At 57.4% G+C, this 18,737-nt stretch carries 20 protein-coding genes; 10 read left to right on the top strand and 10 right to left on the bottom strand.

Annotated elements, in window-relative coordinates:
• The first annotated feature begins 147 nt into the window (after positions 1-147).
• Positions 148-498, top strand: coding sequence for a PadR family transcriptional regulator (locus tag CQ012_RS03395; RefSeq protein ID WP_105656651.1), 351 nt, complete (start codon positions 148-150; stop codon positions 496-498).
• Positions 482-1,438 (top strand): DUF1700 domain-containing protein, encoded by a 957-nt coding sequence (locus CQ012_RS03390; protein WP_105661451.1) that lies wholly within the window; start codon positions 482-484, stop codon positions 1,436-1,438. Before CQ012_RS03395 ends, CQ012_RS03390 begins: the two co-directional genes overlap by 17 nt.
• A 61-nt stretch (positions 1,439-1,499) precedes the next feature.
• Here the strand turns inward: CQ012_RS03390 and CQ012_RS03385 are convergent, their stop codons facing one another.
• Genes CQ012_RS03385 through CQ012_RS03375 form a run of 3 tightly spaced genes read right to left on the bottom strand, consistent with a single transcriptional unit; the run spans position 1,500 to position 4,185 of the window.
• Positions 1,500-2,438 (bottom strand): COX15/CtaA family protein, encoded by a 939-nt coding sequence (locus CQ012_RS03385; protein ID WP_105656845.1) that lies wholly within the window; start codon positions 2,436-2,438, stop codon positions 1,500-1,502.
• Between the two features lie 32 nt (positions 2,439-2,470).
• The gene (locus tag CQ012_RS03380) at positions 2,471-3,235 is read right to left on the bottom strand and encodes an ABC transporter permease (RefSeq protein WP_105656649.1); all 765 of its coding nucleotides are present in this window, start codon (positions 3,233-3,235) and stop codon (positions 2,471-2,473) included.
• Positions 3,232-4,185 carry an ABC transporter ATP-binding protein gene (locus CQ012_RS03375; protein WP_105656648.1) on the bottom strand — a complete coding sequence of 318 codons (954 nt, stop codon included), beginning with the start codon at positions 4,183-4,185 and terminating at the stop codon, positions 3,232-3,234. The genes CQ012_RS03380 and CQ012_RS03375 overlap by 4 nt, the downstream gene beginning before the upstream one ends.
• A gap of 190 nt (positions 4,186-4,375) precedes the next feature.
• On the opposite strand from CQ012_RS03375, the gene CQ012_RS03370 reads away from it, so the two are divergent.
• The 6 genes from CQ012_RS03370 to CQ012_RS03345 all read left to right on the top strand — a co-directional run bounded on the left by CQ012_RS03370 (position 4,376) and on the right by CQ012_RS03345 (position 9,508).
• Positions 4,376-5,161 (top strand): helix-turn-helix transcriptional regulator, encoded by a 786-nt coding sequence (locus tag CQ012_RS03370; protein WP_105656647.1) that lies wholly within the window; start codon positions 4,376-4,378, stop codon positions 5,159-5,161.
• Positions 5,158-6,618, top strand: a complete 1,461-nt coding sequence (gene sufB / locus CQ012_RS03365) for a Fe-S cluster assembly protein SufB (RefSeq protein WP_105656646.1) — start codon at positions 5,158-5,160, stop codon at positions 6,616-6,618. The genes CQ012_RS03370 and sufB overlap by 4 nt, the downstream gene beginning before the upstream one ends.
• 2 nt (positions 6,619-6,620) lie before the next feature.
• Entirely contained in the window at positions 6,621-7,901 is a 1,281-nt protein-coding gene (gene sufD, locus CQ012_RS03360; protein ID WP_105656645.1) for a Fe-S cluster assembly protein SufD, read from the top strand.
• A gap of 61 nt (positions 7,902-7,962) precedes the next feature.
• Positions 7,963-8,721 (top strand): Fe-S cluster assembly ATPase SufC, encoded by a 759-nt coding sequence (sufC, locus tag CQ012_RS03355; protein WP_105656644.1) that lies wholly within the window; start codon positions 7,963-7,965, stop codon positions 8,719-8,721.
• 10 nt (positions 8,722-8,731) lie between these two features.
• On the top strand, positions 8,732-9,076 hold the full coding sequence (locus tag CQ012_RS03350) for a metal-sulfur cluster assembly factor (RefSeq protein WP_105656643.1): 345 nt from the start codon (positions 8,732-8,734) through the stop codon (positions 9,074-9,076).
• A gap of 147 nt (positions 9,077-9,223) precedes the next feature.
• Entirely contained in the window at positions 9,224-9,508 is a 285-nt protein-coding gene (locus CQ012_RS03345; RefSeq protein ID WP_105656642.1) for a metal-sulfur cluster assembly factor, read from the top strand.
• A gap of 17 nt (positions 9,509-9,525) precedes the next feature.
• On the opposite strand, the gene CQ012_RS03340 is transcribed toward CQ012_RS03345, so the two are convergent.
• The 6 genes from CQ012_RS03340 to CQ012_RS03315 all read right to left on the bottom strand — a co-directional run bounded on the left by CQ012_RS03340 (position 9,526) and on the right by CQ012_RS03315 (position 14,913).
• Entirely contained in the window at positions 9,526-10,689 is a 1,164-nt protein-coding gene (locus CQ012_RS03340; RefSeq protein ID WP_105656641.1) for a thiolase family protein, read from the bottom strand.
• Complete coding sequence (locus CQ012_RS03335; RefSeq protein ID WP_105656640.1) at positions 10,686-12,125, bottom strand: class I adenylate-forming enzyme family protein; 1,440 nt, start codon at positions 12,123-12,125, stop codon at positions 10,686-10,688. The genes CQ012_RS03340 and CQ012_RS03335 overlap by 4 nt, the downstream gene beginning before the upstream one ends.
• 4 nt (positions 12,126-12,129) lie before the next feature.
• Positions 12,130-12,711: a biotin transporter BioY gene (locus tag CQ012_RS03330; protein WP_105656639.1), complete on the bottom strand. Its 582-nt coding sequence runs from the start codon at positions 12,709-12,711 to the stop codon at positions 12,130-12,132.
• Between the two features lie 45 nt (positions 12,712-12,756).
• On the bottom strand, positions 12,757-13,362 hold the full coding sequence (locus CQ012_RS03325; RefSeq protein ID WP_166650789.1) for an energy-coupling factor transporter transmembrane component T family protein: 606 nt from the start codon (positions 13,360-13,362) through the stop codon (positions 12,757-12,759).
• Positions 13,359-14,048, bottom strand: coding sequence for an energy-coupling factor ABC transporter ATP-binding protein (locus CQ012_RS03320; RefSeq protein ID WP_105656637.1), 690 nt, complete (start codon positions 14,046-14,048; stop codon positions 13,359-13,361). Before CQ012_RS03320 ends, CQ012_RS03325 begins: the two co-directional genes overlap by 4 nt.
• Before the next feature lie 148 nt (positions 14,049-14,196).
• Complete coding sequence (locus CQ012_RS03315; RefSeq protein ID WP_105661450.1) at positions 14,197-14,913, bottom strand: LysE family translocator; 717 nt, start codon at positions 14,911-14,913, stop codon at positions 14,197-14,199.
• 154 nt (positions 14,914-15,067) lie between these two features.
• Between CQ012_RS03315 and CQ012_RS03310 the strand changes: the two genes are divergently transcribed.
• A complete protein-coding gene (locus CQ012_RS03310; RefSeq protein ID WP_105659214.1) occupies positions 15,068-15,514 on the top strand; it encodes an Lrp/AsnC family transcriptional regulator in 447 nt (148 codons plus the stop codon).
• On the opposite strand, the gene CQ012_RS03305 is transcribed toward CQ012_RS03310, so the two are convergent.
• Positions 15,511-16,728 (bottom strand): MFS transporter, encoded by a 1,218-nt coding sequence (locus CQ012_RS03305; RefSeq protein WP_105659215.1) that lies wholly within the window; start codon positions 16,726-16,728, stop codon positions 15,511-15,513. The genes CQ012_RS03310 and CQ012_RS03305 overlap by 4 nt on opposite strands.
• A 293-nt stretch (positions 16,729-17,021) precedes the next feature.
• Here CQ012_RS03305 and CQ012_RS03300 point away from each other — a divergent pair, with 293 nt between their 5' ends.
• On the top strand, positions 17,022-18,734 hold the full coding sequence (locus CQ012_RS03300; RefSeq protein WP_286134578.1) for an FAD-binding dehydrogenase: 1,713 nt from the start codon (positions 17,022-17,024) through the stop codon (positions 18,732-18,734).
• Positions 18,735-18,737 lie beyond the last annotated feature (3 nt).

Raw genomic sequence — 18,737 nt, 5'->3', positions numbered from 1 at the left:
AAGGGCGCTTTTCTGCGTTCGAGCGTAGTTGCCCTTCGCATCGGCCAATGCATGCGCACTATGCGTTTAGGCAGAAATTACTCTCATCGAGGGAAATAAGACTAGATCTTGCTATGCAAGTCTTGCTACGCAAGGTATGGTTATCGCATGTCCGATCAACGCGAGAAAATCGCCACGAATATACGCAAGGGCGTCCTTGAGTACTGTGTGCTGGCTTCGTTAGCCAGCGGAGATAAATACGGGTTGGAGCTGGCAGAAGAGCTCACCGCGCGGAAGCTTACCGCCGGCGAGGGGAGCCTGTATCCGTTGCTGGCGCGCATGAAAGCCACTGGGCTGGTAGAAACCTACTGGGAAGAAGGCGCGTCGGGACGCAAACGGAAGTACTACACCATTACCGAGCACGGGCATCTGATGGTTGGCGAGTTCCGCGGGGTATGGGAAGCAATTTCAATGCAAGTCACCGATCTACTTGGAGAGCAACATGGCATCGACAGCTGAGCAGTACAGTGCGGAAGCGTATTTGCGGGAATTGGGGAAGCTCCTGCGCGGTGCTCCAAGGGATATGGGCGTAGAGCTTCTGGAGGATGTGGCGCAGCATATCGAGGATGGCCGAGCCCTAGGCAGGGATGATGACCAAATCCTCGCCGCGCTAGGCAGTCCTGAAGCTGTTGCAGCCCCTCTGATGGCCGAGTACGCGGCTCCGCAGGAGCGGGCCATCCTACGCAGGAATAGCTTGGTGCTCGGTGCGGTGGCACTGGTCCTCGGTGTCCTTGTCTCCATCATCGATACGACTCTGGCAGATACCCTGGGTGACCTGATTTTTGGCGCTTCTGTGCCAGAAGGTGAGGGCAGTAGCTACGACTCGATATATGAGCAAGGCGCATTGCAACTGCTGATCTTCGCAATATTCGGACTTGGCGTAGCGGCCACCGCGGTCATGAAGGGAAAAGCGGCACGAATCTACGGCTACGCGGCGGCCTTGTGCATGACAGCGCTCGTTGCCGGATTAATTACCAGCAGTGGAATCTTCTATATCCCGTCAATGGTCGCAGCATGGATGCTAGTCGGAATCAATGGGCGTTCGTCCAAATCGGTGAATCGAGAACCGCGTTCAAAGTTGATCCGCATCATTGGTGGCACTGCTCTGCTATTGCCAGTCGTGCTCCTGGGAGCCGCATCGTTCACGAGTATCGAGCCGAACGTCGCCTTGTACGCATACCTTGCCCTGGGCTTGGCCGGCGGCATCGGGTTCTTGTCCAATTCCCGGATTGCTCTATGGGCTACCTGCGCTAACGGCGCCGCCCTTCTTGCGGTTTCCACCGTGGATCAAGGCCTGCTGCTTGCGGCATTCTGGCTAGCCGGAACAGTCTATTTCTTCTTTGGACTTTATGGTTTGATGTGGTTCACGCGCCGTGGAACGGCCGGGGGACAGCGTTAAGCAACTGGGGGTTGCCTTGCACATCGAGTGCAGGGCAACCCCCAGTCATTTACTCAGGATTCTAGGAATCGTTGCGCTGGTATTCCGGAAGGATGGCAGCCCGATCCCAGACGTTTGCGGAGGCGGCAAGCAGCAAGCTCGCGCCGAGCATGTGGGAGAGTACCAGGGCGACTGGCAGCCCATTGAAATGCTGGATGTAGCCAATTGCTGCCTGGACCGCAATTGCCGCGACAAGCCACCAGATGGCGATGCGAAGCTGGATGTTTCCGCCCTGCTTGTAGGCCAGAATCAGCACCACGATGGTTGCGGCAACGAGCAAGTACACCGGAGCAGTATGCATGCGGGTTACCAGCAGTGGATCGAACAAGTGGCGCGGGGCATCGGCATCGCCTGCATGCGGTCCGGTGCCGGTCACGATAGTTCCGAATGCCACTGCGAGCAGGGAGAAGATCCATGCGGCGAAGGAGAGCTGGCGGATCGACTTGCTGCTCTGATCGAACTTGCGGTTCTTCAGTTCCTTGGCGGTGCGGTTCACCTGGAATGTTGCCATGATGACCAGTGCGCCGGAAATCAGGAAGTGCACCGAAACGACCCAAGCGTTCAGTCCGGTCCACACGGTGATGGCTCCGATGAGTGCCTGCAACGCGATGCCGGCGAGCAAGCCGATGGACAGCTTGAACAGGGTGCGGTGGGTAGGGCGCATCTTCCAGATGGAGATCAGGAACGCGACAGCGATGACCAGCAGGACAAAGGTCAGCAGGCGGTTGCCGAACTCGATGATTCCATGGATGCCCATTTCCGGGACAGGGGTCATCGAACCGGGAACGCAATTGGGCCAGTGGGAGCAGCCGAGGCCCGAATTCGTCAAGCGTACGGCTCCACCGGTGACGATAATGCCAATCTGCGAGATCAGGGATGCGATCGCGAGACCATGCACGAGGCGAGTGACCTTCGTGGGCAGTTTATCGGCCCAGCTCTGGGTGGCTTGGGCTGAAGACATTGAAATCTCCCTTTTCGGAATTTGGGTGGTGGTCAGCTCCATTTGAACAGCTTGATGGCTGCAAAGGAGCCAACTGCTGACCAAAGGATCAAGAAGATAAGGCCAGCAATGCTGAACTGGCCGTGGATCAGGGCATCGCGCATGGCATCGCCCAGCGCTGCCGATGGCAGCGCATTCAGGGTTGGCTGGGCCCAATCAGGGGCCATGCTCAAGGGGTAGAGGACACCGCCGGCACCGGCCAGCAGGATCCAGGCAAGGTTGGTGATCGCCAACGTCGCTTCAGGGCGGACGGTGCCGGCAATCAGCAGGCCTAGCGCGGTAAACGCGGCTGCGCCCAAGAGCAGGAAGAGTATAGCCGGAGCAATGCCCCAGGGGTTCGGATGCCAGTCCAGGAACAACAAGGAGACAGAGCAGATTAAGACGACCTGGATCAGCAGGACCGACAGCACGGCAATGACCTTGCCGAAAATCAGTCCGGTTTTCCCCAGCGGCGTAGTGGAGAACATGGTCAGCACGCCATAGCGGCGGTCAAATCCGGTGCCAATTCCCTGCCCGGTGAAAGCCGTCGAAATGACGCACAAGGCCAAGACGCCAGGAACGGCGGCATCAATGCTGCGGTCTGCGACATCCTTGACCAGATCGGTCAGGGTGAGCACGAAGAGCGCAATGAGCGGCATGACAACAGCGAGAATGAGCTGTTCGCCATTGCTGAGCATCTGGATGGATTCGTATTTACCCTGGTTCAGGATTCGGCGCAGTGGCGAGACAGCATTGGAGCGTGCCTGTGTTTGGCTCATGCCCTTCCCTCCTTCTGTGCGATTTCGAGGAAAACGTCTTCGAGGCTTCGTGACTGCAAGTTGAGCTCGGTTGGCAAAATGCCCTCCTGGAGCCACCAATGGGTTAGCCAGTTCAAGTGTTCGGGGGAGTTGACCCCGTCGAGCCGGTATTGGCCGACTCCGGTCTCCTCCAGGTGCAATCCTGCCGGTGGTTCAGGTAGGCGCAGCCCTGCTGGGGCGGAGAAGGACACCGGGCGGGTGTCCTGGTCTTCGGCAGCGCGGGCCGTCAGCTCGGCCACGGTGCCTTGCGCCACGGTGCAGCCCTTGTCGATGATGTAGACGTAGTCGCTGAGGCGTTGCGCGTCATCCATGAGGTGGGTGGTGAGGATGATGGCCTTTCCTGCATCGCGAAGTTCGGCAATGAGGTCGAAGACTACCTGGCGGGACTGCGGATCCAGCCCAGCACTTGGTTCATCGAGGAAGAGCACTTCCGGATCTCCGGCCAGCGCCAGGGCCAAGGCGACGCGCTGCTTCTGGCCACCAGAGAGACGGCGGATCGTGCGGGTGCCAAATGATTCGAGATCCAACCGTGTGATCAACGCATCAATATCAATGGGCTTCTGATAGAGGGAAGCGACGTGCCTCAAGAGCGGAACCGGTCGCATTGAGGGTGGCAACCCTCCGTCTTGGAGCATGACTCCGACGCGGGAACGCAATTCGGGATTGTCGCCGAAGGGGTTCTGGCCCAGGAGTTCGACGGTTCCGCCTTCGGGCTGAAGCAGCCCCTGGGCACAAGCGAGGGTCGTGGATTTGCCGGCTCCGTTAGCTCCTAAAAGCGTGGTGACCTGACCCGGATAAGCTTTTAGGGACACCGACTCCAGGACTCGCAACATGCGATTGTCCAAGGCGGGGACTGGACCTAAATCTTTAGCCAGCTCGTTGATGACAAGGCTGGGAGTTACAGAAGACACTGAAACATTCTACGACATGTCGAACTGGCTGAGCTGAGTGTTTTGTCACCAACCCTCGAGTTCCGTTGAGGTGGGCGGGACAATGGGAGTGTCAGAGGTTCGATTCAAGTAACGCACTAGTCGGGCAAGCATGTCCTTAGTAAGTCCTTCCTTACTAGACCTAGAGCAAAAATTTACGCATGATTGTGTTGTGTATTCATCAAATTCAGAATCAGCTAGTGGCTCCACTGCCGCGACAGTTGGCGCAGTTGGGGATACCGAGGAGCGTACGCGCGACCGCGTCCTGTACGCAGTACTCGAGGATGGGCCGGTCAGTGCTGCCGAGCTTGGAAGCAAGCTGGGCTTCACGCCTGCTGCGGTCCGCCGTCACCTCGACGCGCTCTCAAAATCGGGACTCGTAGAGGTGAAACTGGTAGCCAACCAGAAAACCGGTGCTGGACGTCCGTCGCGTCGCTACGTGCTTTCGCACCGCGGGCAGACGAAGTTGGGCAACGATTACCTGGAGATTGCTTCCGACGCATTGAAGATGCTCGGCGATGCGGCCGGAGAGGACGCGATTCGCAAGTTTGCGCGTAACCGCTTCGCATCAATGGAAGATCGATACGCCAAGGCGCTGGTCGGCGTTGAAGGGCTGGAAGCACGAGCCGAGGTGCTGGGCAATTTGCTCAGTGCAGATGGATTCGTGGGATACACCCGAAAAGTGGATACCAAAGTGGCAACTGCCCTGATGCATAGCGTGCAGCTATGCCAGGGACACTGCCCGATACAAGACTTGGCACGAGAGTTTCCAGTGTTTTGCGACATGGAAACGGAAATGTTCGCCCGCTTGCTAGGCGTCGACGTCCGACGACTGTCGACCTTGGCCGGTGGAGGACACGTGTGCACGACCCACATCCCTGTGGGGCGTGAAAAGGCGCCAATGCGCGCTGAGAAAAGAACTCGAATTCAGTTCACGAAGCAGGAGAGGCCGCGATGACGGATCAGATTGCACAGGAGTCTGCCGACCCGGGTGTAATTTCCGAAATTCTGGAGAAGAACCCCGAACTCCACGGAATCGGCAATTACGAATACGGCTGGTCAGACAAGAACGACGCGGGTGCAAATGCGCGCCGTGGCGTCGACAAGGACGTGGTGGCGAATATTTCCGCCCTGAAGTCCGAGCCAGAATGGATGCTGGAGCGTCGCCAGAAGGCACTGAAGTACTTCAATCGCAAGCCAATGCCTACCTGGGGTCCAGACCTCTCGGGTATTGATTTCGACAACATCAAGTACTTCGTGCGTTCCACCGAGAAGCAGGCGACCTCCTGGGAAGAACTTCCAGAAGACATCAAGAACACCTACGACAAGTTGGGTATTCCAGAGGCTGAAAAGCAGCGTCTGGTGTCCGGCGTTGCCGCCCAGTACGAGTCCGAGGTTGTCTACCACCAGCTGCGTGAAGACCTTGAAGCCCAGGGCGTCATCTTCCTTGACACCGACACTGGACTGAAGGAGCACCCGGAGATCTTCCAGGAGTACTTCGGCTCGGTCATTCCAGCGGGCGACAACAAGTTCGCTTCGCTGAACACTGCCGTGTGGTCCGGCGGCTCGTTCGTGTACGTCCCGAAGGGCGTACATGTGGAGATCCCGCTGCAGGCTTACTTCCGCATCAACACGGAAAACATGGGCCAGTTCGAACGCACCCTGATCATCGCTGATGAGGGCTCCTACGTTCACTATATCGAGGGTTGCACCGCACCGATCTACCAGTCGGATTCGCTGCACTCTGCCGTTGTGGAAATCATCGTGAAGAAGGACGCCCGCGTTCGCTACACCACGATCCAGAACTGGTCGAACAACGTCTACAACCTGGTGACCAAGCGTGCCGTCTGCGAAGAAGGCGCCACCATGGAATGGGTCGATGGCAACATCGGCTCGAAGGTCACCATGAAGTACCCAGCCGTTTACCTCGTTGGCGAACGCGCCAAGGGTGAGACCCTGTCCATCGCCTTCGCCGGCGAGGGCCAGCACCAGGACACCGGATCCAAGATGGTCCACATCGCTCCGAACACCTCTTCGGCCATTGTGGCCAAGTCGGTGGCTCGTAACGGTGGCCGCTCGGCTTACCGCGGCCTGGTCCAGGTCCAGGAAGGCGCCAAGGGCACCAAGAACTCGGTGGTCTGCGACGCGTTGCTGGTCGACCAGATCTCGCGTTCGGATACCTACCCGTACATCGACGTCCGCGAGGACGACGTAACCATGGGCCACGAGGCGACCGTCTCGCGCGTTTCCGAAGAGCAGCTGTTCTACCTGATGTCCCGCGGCATGGCCGAGGACGAGGCCATGGCAATGATCGTGCGCGGCTTCGTTGAGCCAATCGCACGCGAGCTGCCTATGGAGTACGCGCTGGAACTGAACCGCCTTATTGAACTTCAGATGGAAGGATCGGTCGGCTAAGAATGTCGGAGACCACCACCCATATCCCAGCAGAGAAGGCGCGCATCGGCGCACCATCGATTCCTGGTTTCACCGAAGAGGGCGAAGACCTTTCGCCGATCAACGACAACGACAGCTCGCCGCTGGCCGGTGCCTCCACCAAGGCGCACAGCCACGGCGGCGGAGTTGGAGTTCCCGATTCATCGCGTGCCGGTCGACTGACCAGCACCAATGTAGATGACTTCGCCAAGCTGACCGGTCGTGAAGAGGACTGGCGCTTCACCCCGCTCAAGCGCCTGAAGGGCCTGCACAGCGATGACCTCACCGGCGCGGCTCCGAAGATAGAGCTCGCCGGCAACGGAATCGCCAAGCTGTCGGTTGTTCCGGCTGGCGACGCGCTGAACGGTGTTGCGCATACCCCGGATGACCGCGTGTCGGCCAACGCTTGGAAGTTCGCTTCCGAGACCCACGTTGTGACGATCCCGAAGAACGCCGAAGGTGCCAACGCAACCCTGCGCATCACCGGCGAGTCGCCGGCAGCGGCGGCTCAGCACCTCATCGTTGTTGCCGAGGAAAATTCCGAGGCTACTGTTGTGCTGGACCACGTCGGTTCGGCAGTGCTGGCACAGAACGTCGAGTTCGACGTCCAGGCCAACGCCCGCTTGACCGTGATCTCCCTGCAGGCTTGGGAAGATGACGCCGTTCACGCTTCCTCGCAGCAGGCGCTGGTAGCTGCTGGCGCTTCGTTCAAGCACATTGTTGTTTCCTTCGGTGGCGACCTGGTTCGCGTGAACCCGTCGGCTCGCTTCACCGGCGAACGCGCTGAGATCGAGCTCTACGGCTTGTACTTCGCAGATGCCGGCCAGCACCTGGAGCACCGCTTGTTCGTTGACCACGCTGTGGCCAACTGCAAGTCGAACGTGCTGTACAAGGGTGCGCTGCAGGGCAAGGACGCACACACCGTGTGGGTTGGCGATGTGCTGATCCAGAAGGCTGCTGTTGGTACCGACTCCTACGAAGCCAACCGCAACCTGGTTCTGACCGATGGCGCCCGCGCTGATTCGGTTCCGAACCTTGAAATCGAAACCGGTCTGATCGATGGTGCTGGCCACGCATCGACCACCGGCCGCTTCGACGATGAGCACCTCTTCTACCTGATGGCTCGCGGCATCGATGAAAAGACCGCACGCCGCTTGGTAGTTCGCGGATTCCTGAACGAAATCGTTCAGCAGATCGGCGATGAGGCTCTGCAGGAGCGACTGACCGACACCATCGAAGAAGAATTGGCTGCTACCGAGAACTAGGTAGTGCTCGCTTCACCAGCTTTTTAGCCTTAGCGCTTTTTAGAAAGAAACGGAACGACGTATGTCTACTCTGGAAATCAAGGACCTGCACGTCTCGATTGACACCGAGCAGGGCGAGAAGGAAATTCTCAAGGGTGTAACCCTGACCATCAAGACCGGCGAAACCCACGCAATCATGGGCCCTAACGGCTCGGGCAAGTCGACCTTGGCTTCGACCATCGCTGGCCACCCGCGCTACAACGTCACCTCCGGCTCCATCACCCTCGATGGTGAAGATGTCCTGGAGATGAGCGTCGACGAGCGCGCCAAGGCTGGCCTGTTCCTGGCTATGCAGTACCCGGTAGAGGTACCAGGCGTAACCATGACCAACTTCCTGCGTACCGCCAAGACCGCCATCGACGGCGAAGCTCCAAAGCTTCGTACTTGGACCAAGGACGTCAAGGAAGCTATGAGCAAGCTGAAGATCGATGCCGACTTCGCTGGCCGTAACGTCAACGAAGGCTTCTCCGGTGGCGAGAAGAAGCGCGTCGAGATCCTGCAGCTGGAACTGTTCAAGCCCAAGTTCGCAGTGCTGGACGAGACCGACTCCGGCCTGGACGTCGACGCTCTGAAGGTTGTCTCCGAGGGCGTTAACCGCGCACAGGACGAGAACGAAATGGGCACCCTGCTCATCACCCACTACACCCGCATCCTGCGCTACATCAAGCCAGAATTCGTGCACGTGTTCGTGGATGGCCGAGTTGCAGAACAGGGCGGCCCGGAACTGGCTGACCGTCTGGAAGAAGAAGGCTACGACCGTTACCTGAACGTCAAGGCCTAAGGTTACAATCATGAGCGAATCGACCGAACAGAGCACGGGAGCCGCTACGACTCCTCTGGAAGACGTTGAGGAAGCGCTCAAGGACGTCATTGACCCTGAACTGGGTGTCAATATTGTCGACCTGGGTTTGCTGTATGGCCTGAAGTACGCAGAAGACGGCGTACTCTTGCTGGACCTCACACTGACAACCGCCGCTTGCCCGCTCACCGATATTATCGAAGAGCAGGTCGGCCAGGCGCTGGAGAGCGTTGTGGACGACCACCGTTTGAACTGGGTCTGGATGCCGCCTTGGGGTCCAGAACGAATCACCGATGACGGTCGCGATCAGATGCGAGCCCTGGGCTTCAACATCTAATTTAGGCTGTTTCAAGCAGAACCGCTTGCTCCCTACGGGGGTGAGCGGTTCTGTTCGTTAACGCCCGAGGGGCCTGCATTCCTTCTGGTATCTCGTGGAAGAGCCGAAAGGGAAAGGGGTACCCGGGGCAGAATCGGGGAGCAGCGCATGTCCGAAGCCGCAAATGGTGCACATGAGAGCGCAACGTGGCCGATCGCAGAAATCGACGAAGCACCCAAGGACGTGAATGACCTCGAGCTGGGAGTCAACATTGTTGGCCTGGGCCTGCTTTACGGACGGTGTTTCGACGGCGATTCAGTCCTGGAAATCGACTTGACGTTGACGACGCCTGCCTGCCCGCTGACCGATCTACTCGAAGCGCAGATTGATGAAGTGCTGAAGAACCTTGTCGACGGCCGGAATCAGATGCAGGCCTTGGGGTTCAACATCTAGGCCAATGCCCCAAGGGCTCAATGCGGTACTGACTCGAAAGCAAACGCGCTTCCGGTGCCACCCGCGGCGGCCATGAGCGCGATCGCCCTTTGCCCAGGTATCCGAGCCTGGTTGGCCTGCCAGAACAGCCGAGTCGCAAGAATCGCGCCGCTAGCACCGTAGGGGTGTCCCAACGCCAAGGCCCCGCCACCTTGGTTCACCGTCACCTCGGTGATCCCTAGCTCATCGAGGCATGCCAGGGCCTGGACCGCAAAGGCTTCGTTGAACTCGATCAGTGGAGTGCTGGAAGCAGCAGCGGATGGCAGCAGGCCGATGAGCTTGCGGTACGCCGGTACCGCCGCCATGCCGAGAATGCTGGGATCGCAAGCACCTGAAGCAGAAGCAAGGTAGCGCATTGCGAAGGTTGGGTTCAGTCTCTGGCGCATTTGTTCGCTCACCAAGATTACCGCAGCTGCACCATCGTTAATCGGGCAGGAGTTTCCCGCAGTCACGGTGCCACCGGGTACGAATGCCGGCTTGAGCGCAGCGAGCTTGCGAAGTGTCAGTCCGGGCCTGGGGCAGGTGTCGGCCGCTACTTGCCCGTTGCTTGTATCCACGGTGACAAGCTCGCGATCAAAGAGTCCAGCCGCTTGAGCGCGCAGCGCACGCTGGTGGCTCTGCAATGCGAAAGAATCTTGCCGCTCTTGTGCAATGCCGTAGGACTGGGCAATATTCTCCGCAGCTTCGCCCATTTCGGGGTCCGGGTCTCGCTTTGGAGTGAATCGGGCACGCGAGTAGAGGCGCGGAGGCTGGATTACGGAGGTTTGCTTTTCAACCCGCCATGGCGCGGTACTCACCGACTCCACGCCACCGGCCACCACGACATGCGCTTCACCGCAACGTATCATCCGCGCAGCGGCGGCAATTGCGTCCAGTCCACTGGCACATTGGGCATCGATGCTGGTCGCGCTGACGGTCTTGGGCAGCACCGACGCCAAAGCAGACACTCGCGCTATATTTCCGCCCGGTCCCGCCGCATTGCCGGCAAATACGTGGTCTACATCCGCAGGGGAGATGCCGCTTCGATCTATTAGCGCGTTGATCACCCGAGCCAGCAGTTGGTCTGCGGTAATGCGGGAATACTCCTTGCCTGCTCTGACGATGGGCGTGCGTGCTGCATTGATAATGAAGGCGTCATTCATCTGAGCCAGTCGCTCCGTTCAATGTCCAGATCCTGGAAGTCCAAAGCCGAGGCATTCAATTTTCCGCTGAAGGTCTCGGGCCACGATCGCAAGTAGATGATTTGGTGCGGGATCTTGTACTGGGGCAAATGCTTCTGCAGGCCTGTGAGAAGAGCGGACGGATTGCGGGGTGGCGAAACCGTGTAGGCCAGCAACCTGGCTGGTGCGCTCGATGCATCGATCCGCACTACGGCATTGGCCAGCCCCTCGGCATTAAGCGCTGCGCCCACTTCGCCCGGGTGGATATTGTTTCCGTTGAGATTCATCATCCCGTCGTTGCGACGGGACAGGACGATGCGATTTGAACCCAGGAGCTTCGCCTGATCACCAATGCCGATTGCTGTGCCGCACCGAGCGATGACAGAGTCCGAGCTAAGGTCGTACCCCTTGGCGTTGAACGGGCTATCGATATAGAGCGAGCCAAAGCCTGAACCCGGCGTTGCCTCATGGGTGTGAGCCTGCACCCCGGGAAACAGCTGACCGTCGAAATAGGGAGTTCGCGGATGGTTGGCCAGTCGCTCGCGATACGCGATGAGGCTGTGCTCGCTGCTCCCGAAATATTCAACGCAGCGCGCCGACGGAGCCATCTGGTGAAGCGCTTGAACGGTCGCCTGGTCCAGGGATTCCCCGCCGCTGATGACCAATCGCAGGCTGGAGAACAGTGCCGGGTCATCCAGGGCCAGCACCTTGCCAAGAATTGTCGGTACGCTGACGATACGGGTGCAGCTGACGCGCGCCAGCAAAGACGCAACGCCCTTTTGATCCCATTTTCCGGAAGCCATGAAGGTGCCGCCAGTATGCAGGGACTCGACCATCGCGTAGAGGCCCAGACCGTGGGAAATGGGACTCGGGCAAAGAGTGGAATCCTCTGGCGAAGCGCCCAAAATCGTGGCGCCGGCACTCAGGGACGCTTCCCACGATGCAGCACTCCGGAGCACAGGCTTGGGACGAGATGAGCTTCCAGAAGTGCAAATGATCAGCAGGACTTCAGCGCAATGAGTCTTGGTCGCGGGCACAATGTATTCACCGGGCTCGGGTGGCTCGGGCGGCAAGGCGAATCTTGGGACGCCGGGCAAAGGCCGCGGAACCGTCGATTCAAGCACAAAATCGCATAGAAGAACTGCTGCCATGGAAGTGGCCAGATTTCCGGGCCAAGCAGGGTCAATCACCACCAATGTCTTGCCACTGCGCGCGATCGCATAAAAAGCGATGGCCATCTCAATCGGATCGCTGGTGTGCACAGCGATCCGATTGCCTGGAACGGATTCTAGCCGCTTGGCCAGAGCACCGCTTCTGCTGGCCAACTGCGCATAAGTCAGCCGGCTTTCAACCGTGAGCAGGGCAAGATGATCCGGTCGTTGATTGGCCCACCTTGCCAGTGCCTGCCACAGTTCCATCGAGCTACTTCATCAACCCGCGGTAGCTACGGTGCACGGTCAGGGCCACCAGGGTGGCGACTACGGCTTTGAGGACGTCCCCGGGCAGGAATCCGAGAGACCCCAGCAAGGATGTGCCCAGAGCAAGCCCGGTAACAGCAGCGGTCCACGGAACGCCAAACAGATAGATGACGACGATTCCGCCAAGGAGAGCCGAGGCCAGTCCGGACATGAATCGGGCGACCTTGTTTTCGTAGCGCAGAACCCAGTATTTGAAGAGGGCTCCAATAACGAGTGACCCGAAAATCCATCCAATGAGATATCCGCCGGTCGGCCCGAACAGGACTCCAAGCCCACCACGCCCACCAGCCAACAAGGGCAGCCCTGCCAAAGACAGGACTACGACAACCAGTGAGGCCAATGAACCTCGCCAAGGTCCCAATAAGGCGCCGGCCAGCATGACACCCAGGGTTTGCAGGGTAATGGGTACCGGGATGATCCCCAATGTAATAGGGGGAAGGAGCCCCATGGCCGCGATCATGGCGGCAAAGACTGCGACGTATACCGTATTGCGAGTTTGCGAAGTTGAGTCGGTGCGAGTTGGCATTGTGTTTCCTTGGAAGTGCGAGCGAGATGGAAGTAGCTGACGCGCTTAGCGTCGGTAAGGTGCTGAATCGTAGCCGCGGGCGTCTAACGCTTCGGCTGTCTCGTCAGCGATTTTTAGTGATCTGATAACTAATGGGACACTCACGGCCAACGGATTGTTGCCCAGACCCCGAGCATGCTGGGCTTCGCGAACTTCGAGGTATACCTTTTTCAATTCCGGAATGAACCGTATTGTCATGGACAATCCCAATGCGATTTGCGCTGGATTAGCTCCAAGGAATCGTAATGGAGAGGCAACCTGTTGGAAGAGCTCGAGCATCGCGTCAAAGCTTGTGGTGAGGCTGACGGCGTAGGCCATCAGGCACATGGTCAGCAGCCGCAGGACCGAGACCACGGCGTTGGCCCAATCGGTTTGCAGGGCGAGAAGAATGAAGACGATGCCGAGAATCATGGCCAATGAGAACAGTGGCATGCGCAGTTGCTTGAGGTCGACCCTAGCCGAAAGCAGCAGTATCGCACTGAGAATGAACAGGGGCAGCAAGACCTGCCACGAGCTAATCAAGTAAAGCCCGATGCTCAGAACCAGCAATGTTCCGAATTTCCATCCCGGCTTAACACGCGCTAGATACGAAGTATTCTTGGCCGCGATCATGCGTGGCTCCATTGGCGGTAATGGGCGATTGCTTCTTCCGGTCGGCCATCGAATGCGATAGCTCCGTCGGTGACCACGAGAACGCGGTCGAAATCTTCAAGTATTTCCAAATCGTGCGTCACCACAATTGCACGTTGCGCCAGCTTGGCTATTTCGCGTTGGAACGCGAGTCGATTGCGCAGATCCAGCATCGTAGTGGGTTCATCGAAAACAATGGTTCGTGGCCGCATGGCAAGGACGGAAGCGAGTGCGACCATTTGCTGCTCGCCGCCGGAAAGAGTGTGGCTTTCGCGATCTGCCAGATGCGAGATGTTGAGCTCTGCCAGTGTCTCATGCACGCGCAATTGGCGCTCTGCTTTGGGAATTTGCAAATTCTTCAGTCCGAACGCAATGTCTTCAGAGACCAGCGGCATGATGATTTGATTTGCTGGATTCTGGAAGACAAAACCAACATCGCGGCGGATCTGCTTTGCATGATTCCGAGTGTTCAGGTCGCCAACGTGCACGGATCCTTCAGTGGGCAAAACGAGGCCATTGATGAGCCGGGAGAGCGTACTCTTCCCAGCACCGTTTGCCCCGATAATGCCGATGCGCTGTTCGTTGAGAGTCAATCGCACATCTTTGAGGACATCGCGCTCTTCAAAGCGGACAGTGACATTCTCAAATCGAATTGGGGGTAGTTCCACGAGTGCTCCAGCGCAAGGTTCGTAGCTTGAACGGCGGGCTCCATGATCGGACAGCCATTCATGCTTGCGTTACAGATGACCGAAGAGCCATCGATTAAGAGCATACTTGATCACCGTTCAATTGTCTTGATCAGTGTTCAATAAATTCTTATGCAACGAAGAATTGTTCGTAGACCAAGCCCAGGGCCAAGAGGATCATTATGGTTCCGGAGCACATGGTTACGATGCGTGCCGCCATGGGCCGGGAGCGAAGCAGCACCCTGGCAGCCAATGCAACGGAGAAGTACACGAGGATCGATACCGCGAAATGAGTAAGCCCAAGAGCGCCGGTTTGCAGGGAGAGCGGAAGATCCAGGGATGAATCCAGGTACTGCGGGATGAGGGCCACATACAGCAGTAGTGCCTTGGGGTTAGTGCCGCTGGTGAGCAGGCCCTTGAGGAATTGGCCGCGTAGCGATCGATGACGGACCTTGTCCAACAGCGCGACGGTGCTATCGGTAGGTTCGGGATTGCTCCGAGGGTAATCGCCATCGAGTGCTTCAATTTCGGAGGTAGATGGAGCATTGGCATCAAAGAACCTGGCGTTCCTGCAGGAACGCAGGGTCGCAATGCCTAGCCACAGCAGATAGACCGATCCGGCTGCCGTGAGCCAGAGGAGAAGTGACGGGGAACTCGCGACCAGGGCCGCAATTCCGCACACCAGCAATGCAGTATGAACCAGGTATCCCGAGAGCAATCCCCATACGGCTGGGCGATAGCTGGTTTTGCCCAGTGCAGAGGAAATGATGTACGCCCAGTCGGCGCCGGGCGTGCACGCCAACGTCACCGATACCAAGAGGAACCCGGTGAACTGCGAGAGATCCATTGCTTCTCCAAATCTAGAAACCTGTGCTCTGATAACAGTAAGGAAAAAATCGTGAAATGTGCTTGCCGATTCTTTGGGGATACCCGGCCCTTCGGCAAGAAAAAATTGCTCTGGCGTTAAATGGCGCAAATTATTTGTGCTGTAGTCTGATTTCATGGATGAACTAGACCGTGCGATCTTGGCCGAGTTGCAGAATGACGGACGGATGAGCGCTACCGCGGTAGCTGCAAAAGTTGGGCTATCGGTGGCTCCCTGCCATCGCCGGATCAAAGATCTTGAGCGCAGGGGAGTCATCAGCGGCTACCAAGCGGTGATTGACCCGGAGAAGGTTGGACTGGGATTCGAGGCCCTGGTTTTCGTCACGTTGAAAGACAGAGCGCAGCTTAAGCATTTTGAATTAGCAGTAGAGAGGGAAGAGCTAATAGTTGATGCGCAGCGCCTTTTCGGCGAGCCAGACTTCCTATTGCGAGTCTTTGCCAAGGATCTGCCGCATTACCAGCGTGTATACGACGAGGTCCTAGTTGATCTACCGGGCGTGGAAAAATTGACGAGCACCATAGTCATGCGAAACATCAAGGAGCGTGCGGTTCTGCCCGTCTAGGACGTCTTGTCGGACGGCTTCCGGTTGCGGGTTACCGCCGGCGTCAAGGACAACGAAATAATCAGAACTACCGCGCAAATCCATAAGGCCTGAGGCAACTTCAAGGTATCGACGACGAAACCAATAAATGGTGGACCGCCAAGCATTGCTCCATATCCAAACGCACTGACGATGCTCACCGCTTTTGGACCCAGGCGTTCTCCGCGGGAAGCAGCGATGCTCATGCCCAAGGGGAAGCCGAGCGAGCTACCGAGGCCCCACAATGCTGCACCGAGGCCTACTAGGGAGGGACTTGTGCCGGTGATGAACAAGCCGACGCCGAGAAGGCCGATAATTCCCATGATCAGGAGTGTATTTTTCGTGCCGAAGCGGTCCACAAGGCGACCGCCGACAAAGCGTCCCAGCGTCATTGCTGCGACGAACAAGGTGAACATGAGCGCGCCAATTTGATGCTTGAAACCGTGCCCGTCAACCGAAGTAACGGCAATCCAATCATTGGCCGCACCCTCGCTGAAACTTAAACCGGCGACCATTATGCCAAGCAGCAGCAAGAGTCCCATTTTGTGCGTTGATTGAATTCGGTTCTGGGGGACATCCTTGTTGATTGGAACCAAATTTTCGTTTTCCCAGCAGGTAATACCTCGATGGGCAACGTAAGCGAGAAGAAGAATGATGACCGCGACAAACGAGAAGTGCCAAAGGCTCGAGATATTCAAGGAAATGGTTGCTGTTGCCACCCCGGCGCCAATTAGGGTTCCCAGGCTGAAGAACCCATGAAGGGAAGGCATGATGCTGCGGCCGACACGACGTTCAACCTGTGCGCCGCTGACGTTCATCATGATGTCCAAACAGCCAAAAGTAAGCCCGTAAAAGAACAGGGCTACGTAGGCAAGAGTGGCTTCCTCGGTTATCGAAATGGCTATGCCCAGTACGACCAAACATGCTGCTAATCCGATGGGCAAACAGCACAACAGGCGGCGTGTTGGAACGAATTTGCTCACCGACGGAATAAGGGAGATTCCGAGCAAAGTTCCGATGGTGCTGCAAATCAAGAACGATCCGAGGTTCAAGCCAGAGAAATCGAAAACAGCGTCGATAATGGAGAGGCGGCCTGCCCAAGTCGCAAAAGATAATCCTGCAAGAAGGAATATTAGATTGATGCTGGTGCGTTCCGTGATTCTCTGTCGCGCGAGGTGGGCGACCAGTTGGGTCATCGGGCACTGTCCCTTTCGATTTCTACAATTCCTAGAGTTTATCTCAAGTTAGGGGGATAAGTTACTGTTCAGTCGGGATTCTGAGTGATTATGCGCCGCTGCACGGCTCACGATCATGACATTCACAGATTCGACGGCCGGACCAGGAAGAGAAACGGTGGTGAAGAACGAAAGTTCTCGCTAGTCAGCAGATTTCTTTGCGGAAAATACGGGTATGGTGGCATTGCCCACCGGGAAGTACGCTCGAGATGAAAACTCGTAAATTTCTTGCGTGCAGAGGTGGGATCGTGAAGTTGAGTTCCGAACAATGCGGAGTGATCATCGTGGGTGCTGGATTGGCCGGGCTGGTTGCAGCGTCCGAGGCACTTGATGCAGGACTGAGAGTCCGAATCCTGGATCAGGAAAACAGGGGTAATCTCGGCGGCCAGGCTTACTGGTCTTTTGGGGGACTGTTTCTCGTTGATACTCCTGAACAGCGCCGCTTGGGAGTTCGTGATTCTTTTGACCTTGCCTGGTCGGATTGGCAGCATAGTGCACAATTTGACCGGTTGGACGATGAGGACCTGTGGGCGCAACGTTGGGCCAAAGCCTACGTGGAGTTCGCAGCTACTGAAAAACGGTCCTGGATCAAGCAAAAAGGCATAGATCTGACTCCAGTTGTGGGCTGGGCAGAGCGCGGCGATGGTCGCGCCGAAGGGCATGGGAATTCTGTACCCAGATTTCACATCGCCTGGGGAACTGGCACCGGGGTATCGATGCCATTTGTGAATAGGGTGCTCGACGGACTGCAAACGGGACATGCCGAGTTGCTCAACCGCCACAGGGTTACTGGATTGGTGACCACTGACGGTTCAGTTACCGGCGTTCGCGGTGAGGTCTTGTCGCCTGATGACGCTCCACGCGGGCAACAGTCGTCAAGAAACGTGGTTTCGGAGTTCGAGTTTTCGGCTGAAGCAGTGGTGATTGCAACCGGGGGAATAGGCGGAAATCAGGACCTGGTTCGGAAACTCTGGCCCGACAGGCTCGGCATCGCGCCGGGGCGCATGATTACCGGCGTTCCGAATTATGTTGACGGCAGCGGCATTGAACTCTCGCAGGAGGTGGGGGCGCGTCTTGTTAACCGCGATCGAATGTGGCATTACACAGAGGGAATCCAGAATTGGAACCCAATTTGGCCCGCTCATGGAATTAGAATTTTGCCCGGTCCAAGCCCGATGTGGTTCGATGCCGAAGGGAACCGCCTTCGTCCTCCTTGCCTTCCGGGGCACGACACTTTGGGCACGTTGAAATACCTGCGCACCGATCCCACTGCGCGAAAGTACGACTATTCATGGTTCGTGCTAAATCAGCGAATTATCGAGAAGGAGTTTGCGCTGTCAGGGTCGGAGCAAAATCCAGATCTGACTAATCGGGATAAAGCCGGAGTTATCAAGGACCGGTTCTTTGGCAAGGGTGCTCCGGGGCCGGTCACGGATTTCTTGAACAAAGGTGCGGATTTCGTTTCAGCGACTACCGTCGAGGAGCTCGTGACGAAGATGAATGCAATCGCGCCGGAAGCACATATTGATCCGATGCGGCTTCACCAGCAACTAATGGTTCGTGATTCGCAAACTGAAAATCCATTTAGCAAAGATCGCCAAATTCAATCTATCCGCAATGCCCGAAAGTACATCGGAGACCGTTTGACCCGAGCAGTTGCTCCGCACAGGATACTCGATCCTGCGGCGGGGCCATTGATAGCTGTGAAGCTGCACATTCTGACGCGAAAGTCATTAGGCGGACTGCAGACAGACCTATCTGGGCGAGTCCTCAAATACGACGGAACAGTTCTTGACGGGCTTTATGCGGCCGGTGAAGCTTCTGGATTCGGGGGCGGCGGGATGCATGGGTACAACGCGCTGGAAGGAACTTTCTTGGGCGGGTGCTTATTTAGTGGCCGGCAAATAGGACGAGGGCTGGCTGACAGGCTCGGCCGGAAAGGGCCTCAAGCTAGAAATGAGGCCTAACAC

The sequence above is a fragment of the Arthrobacter sp. MYb214 genome, from assembly GCF_002979865.1.
Classification (GTDB): Bacteria; Actinomycetota; Actinomycetes; order Actinomycetales; family Micrococcaceae; genus Glutamicibacter.
The sequence above is the reverse complement of the archived record's forward strand: the minus strand, read 5'-3'. Positions and strand labels throughout refer to the sequence as shown.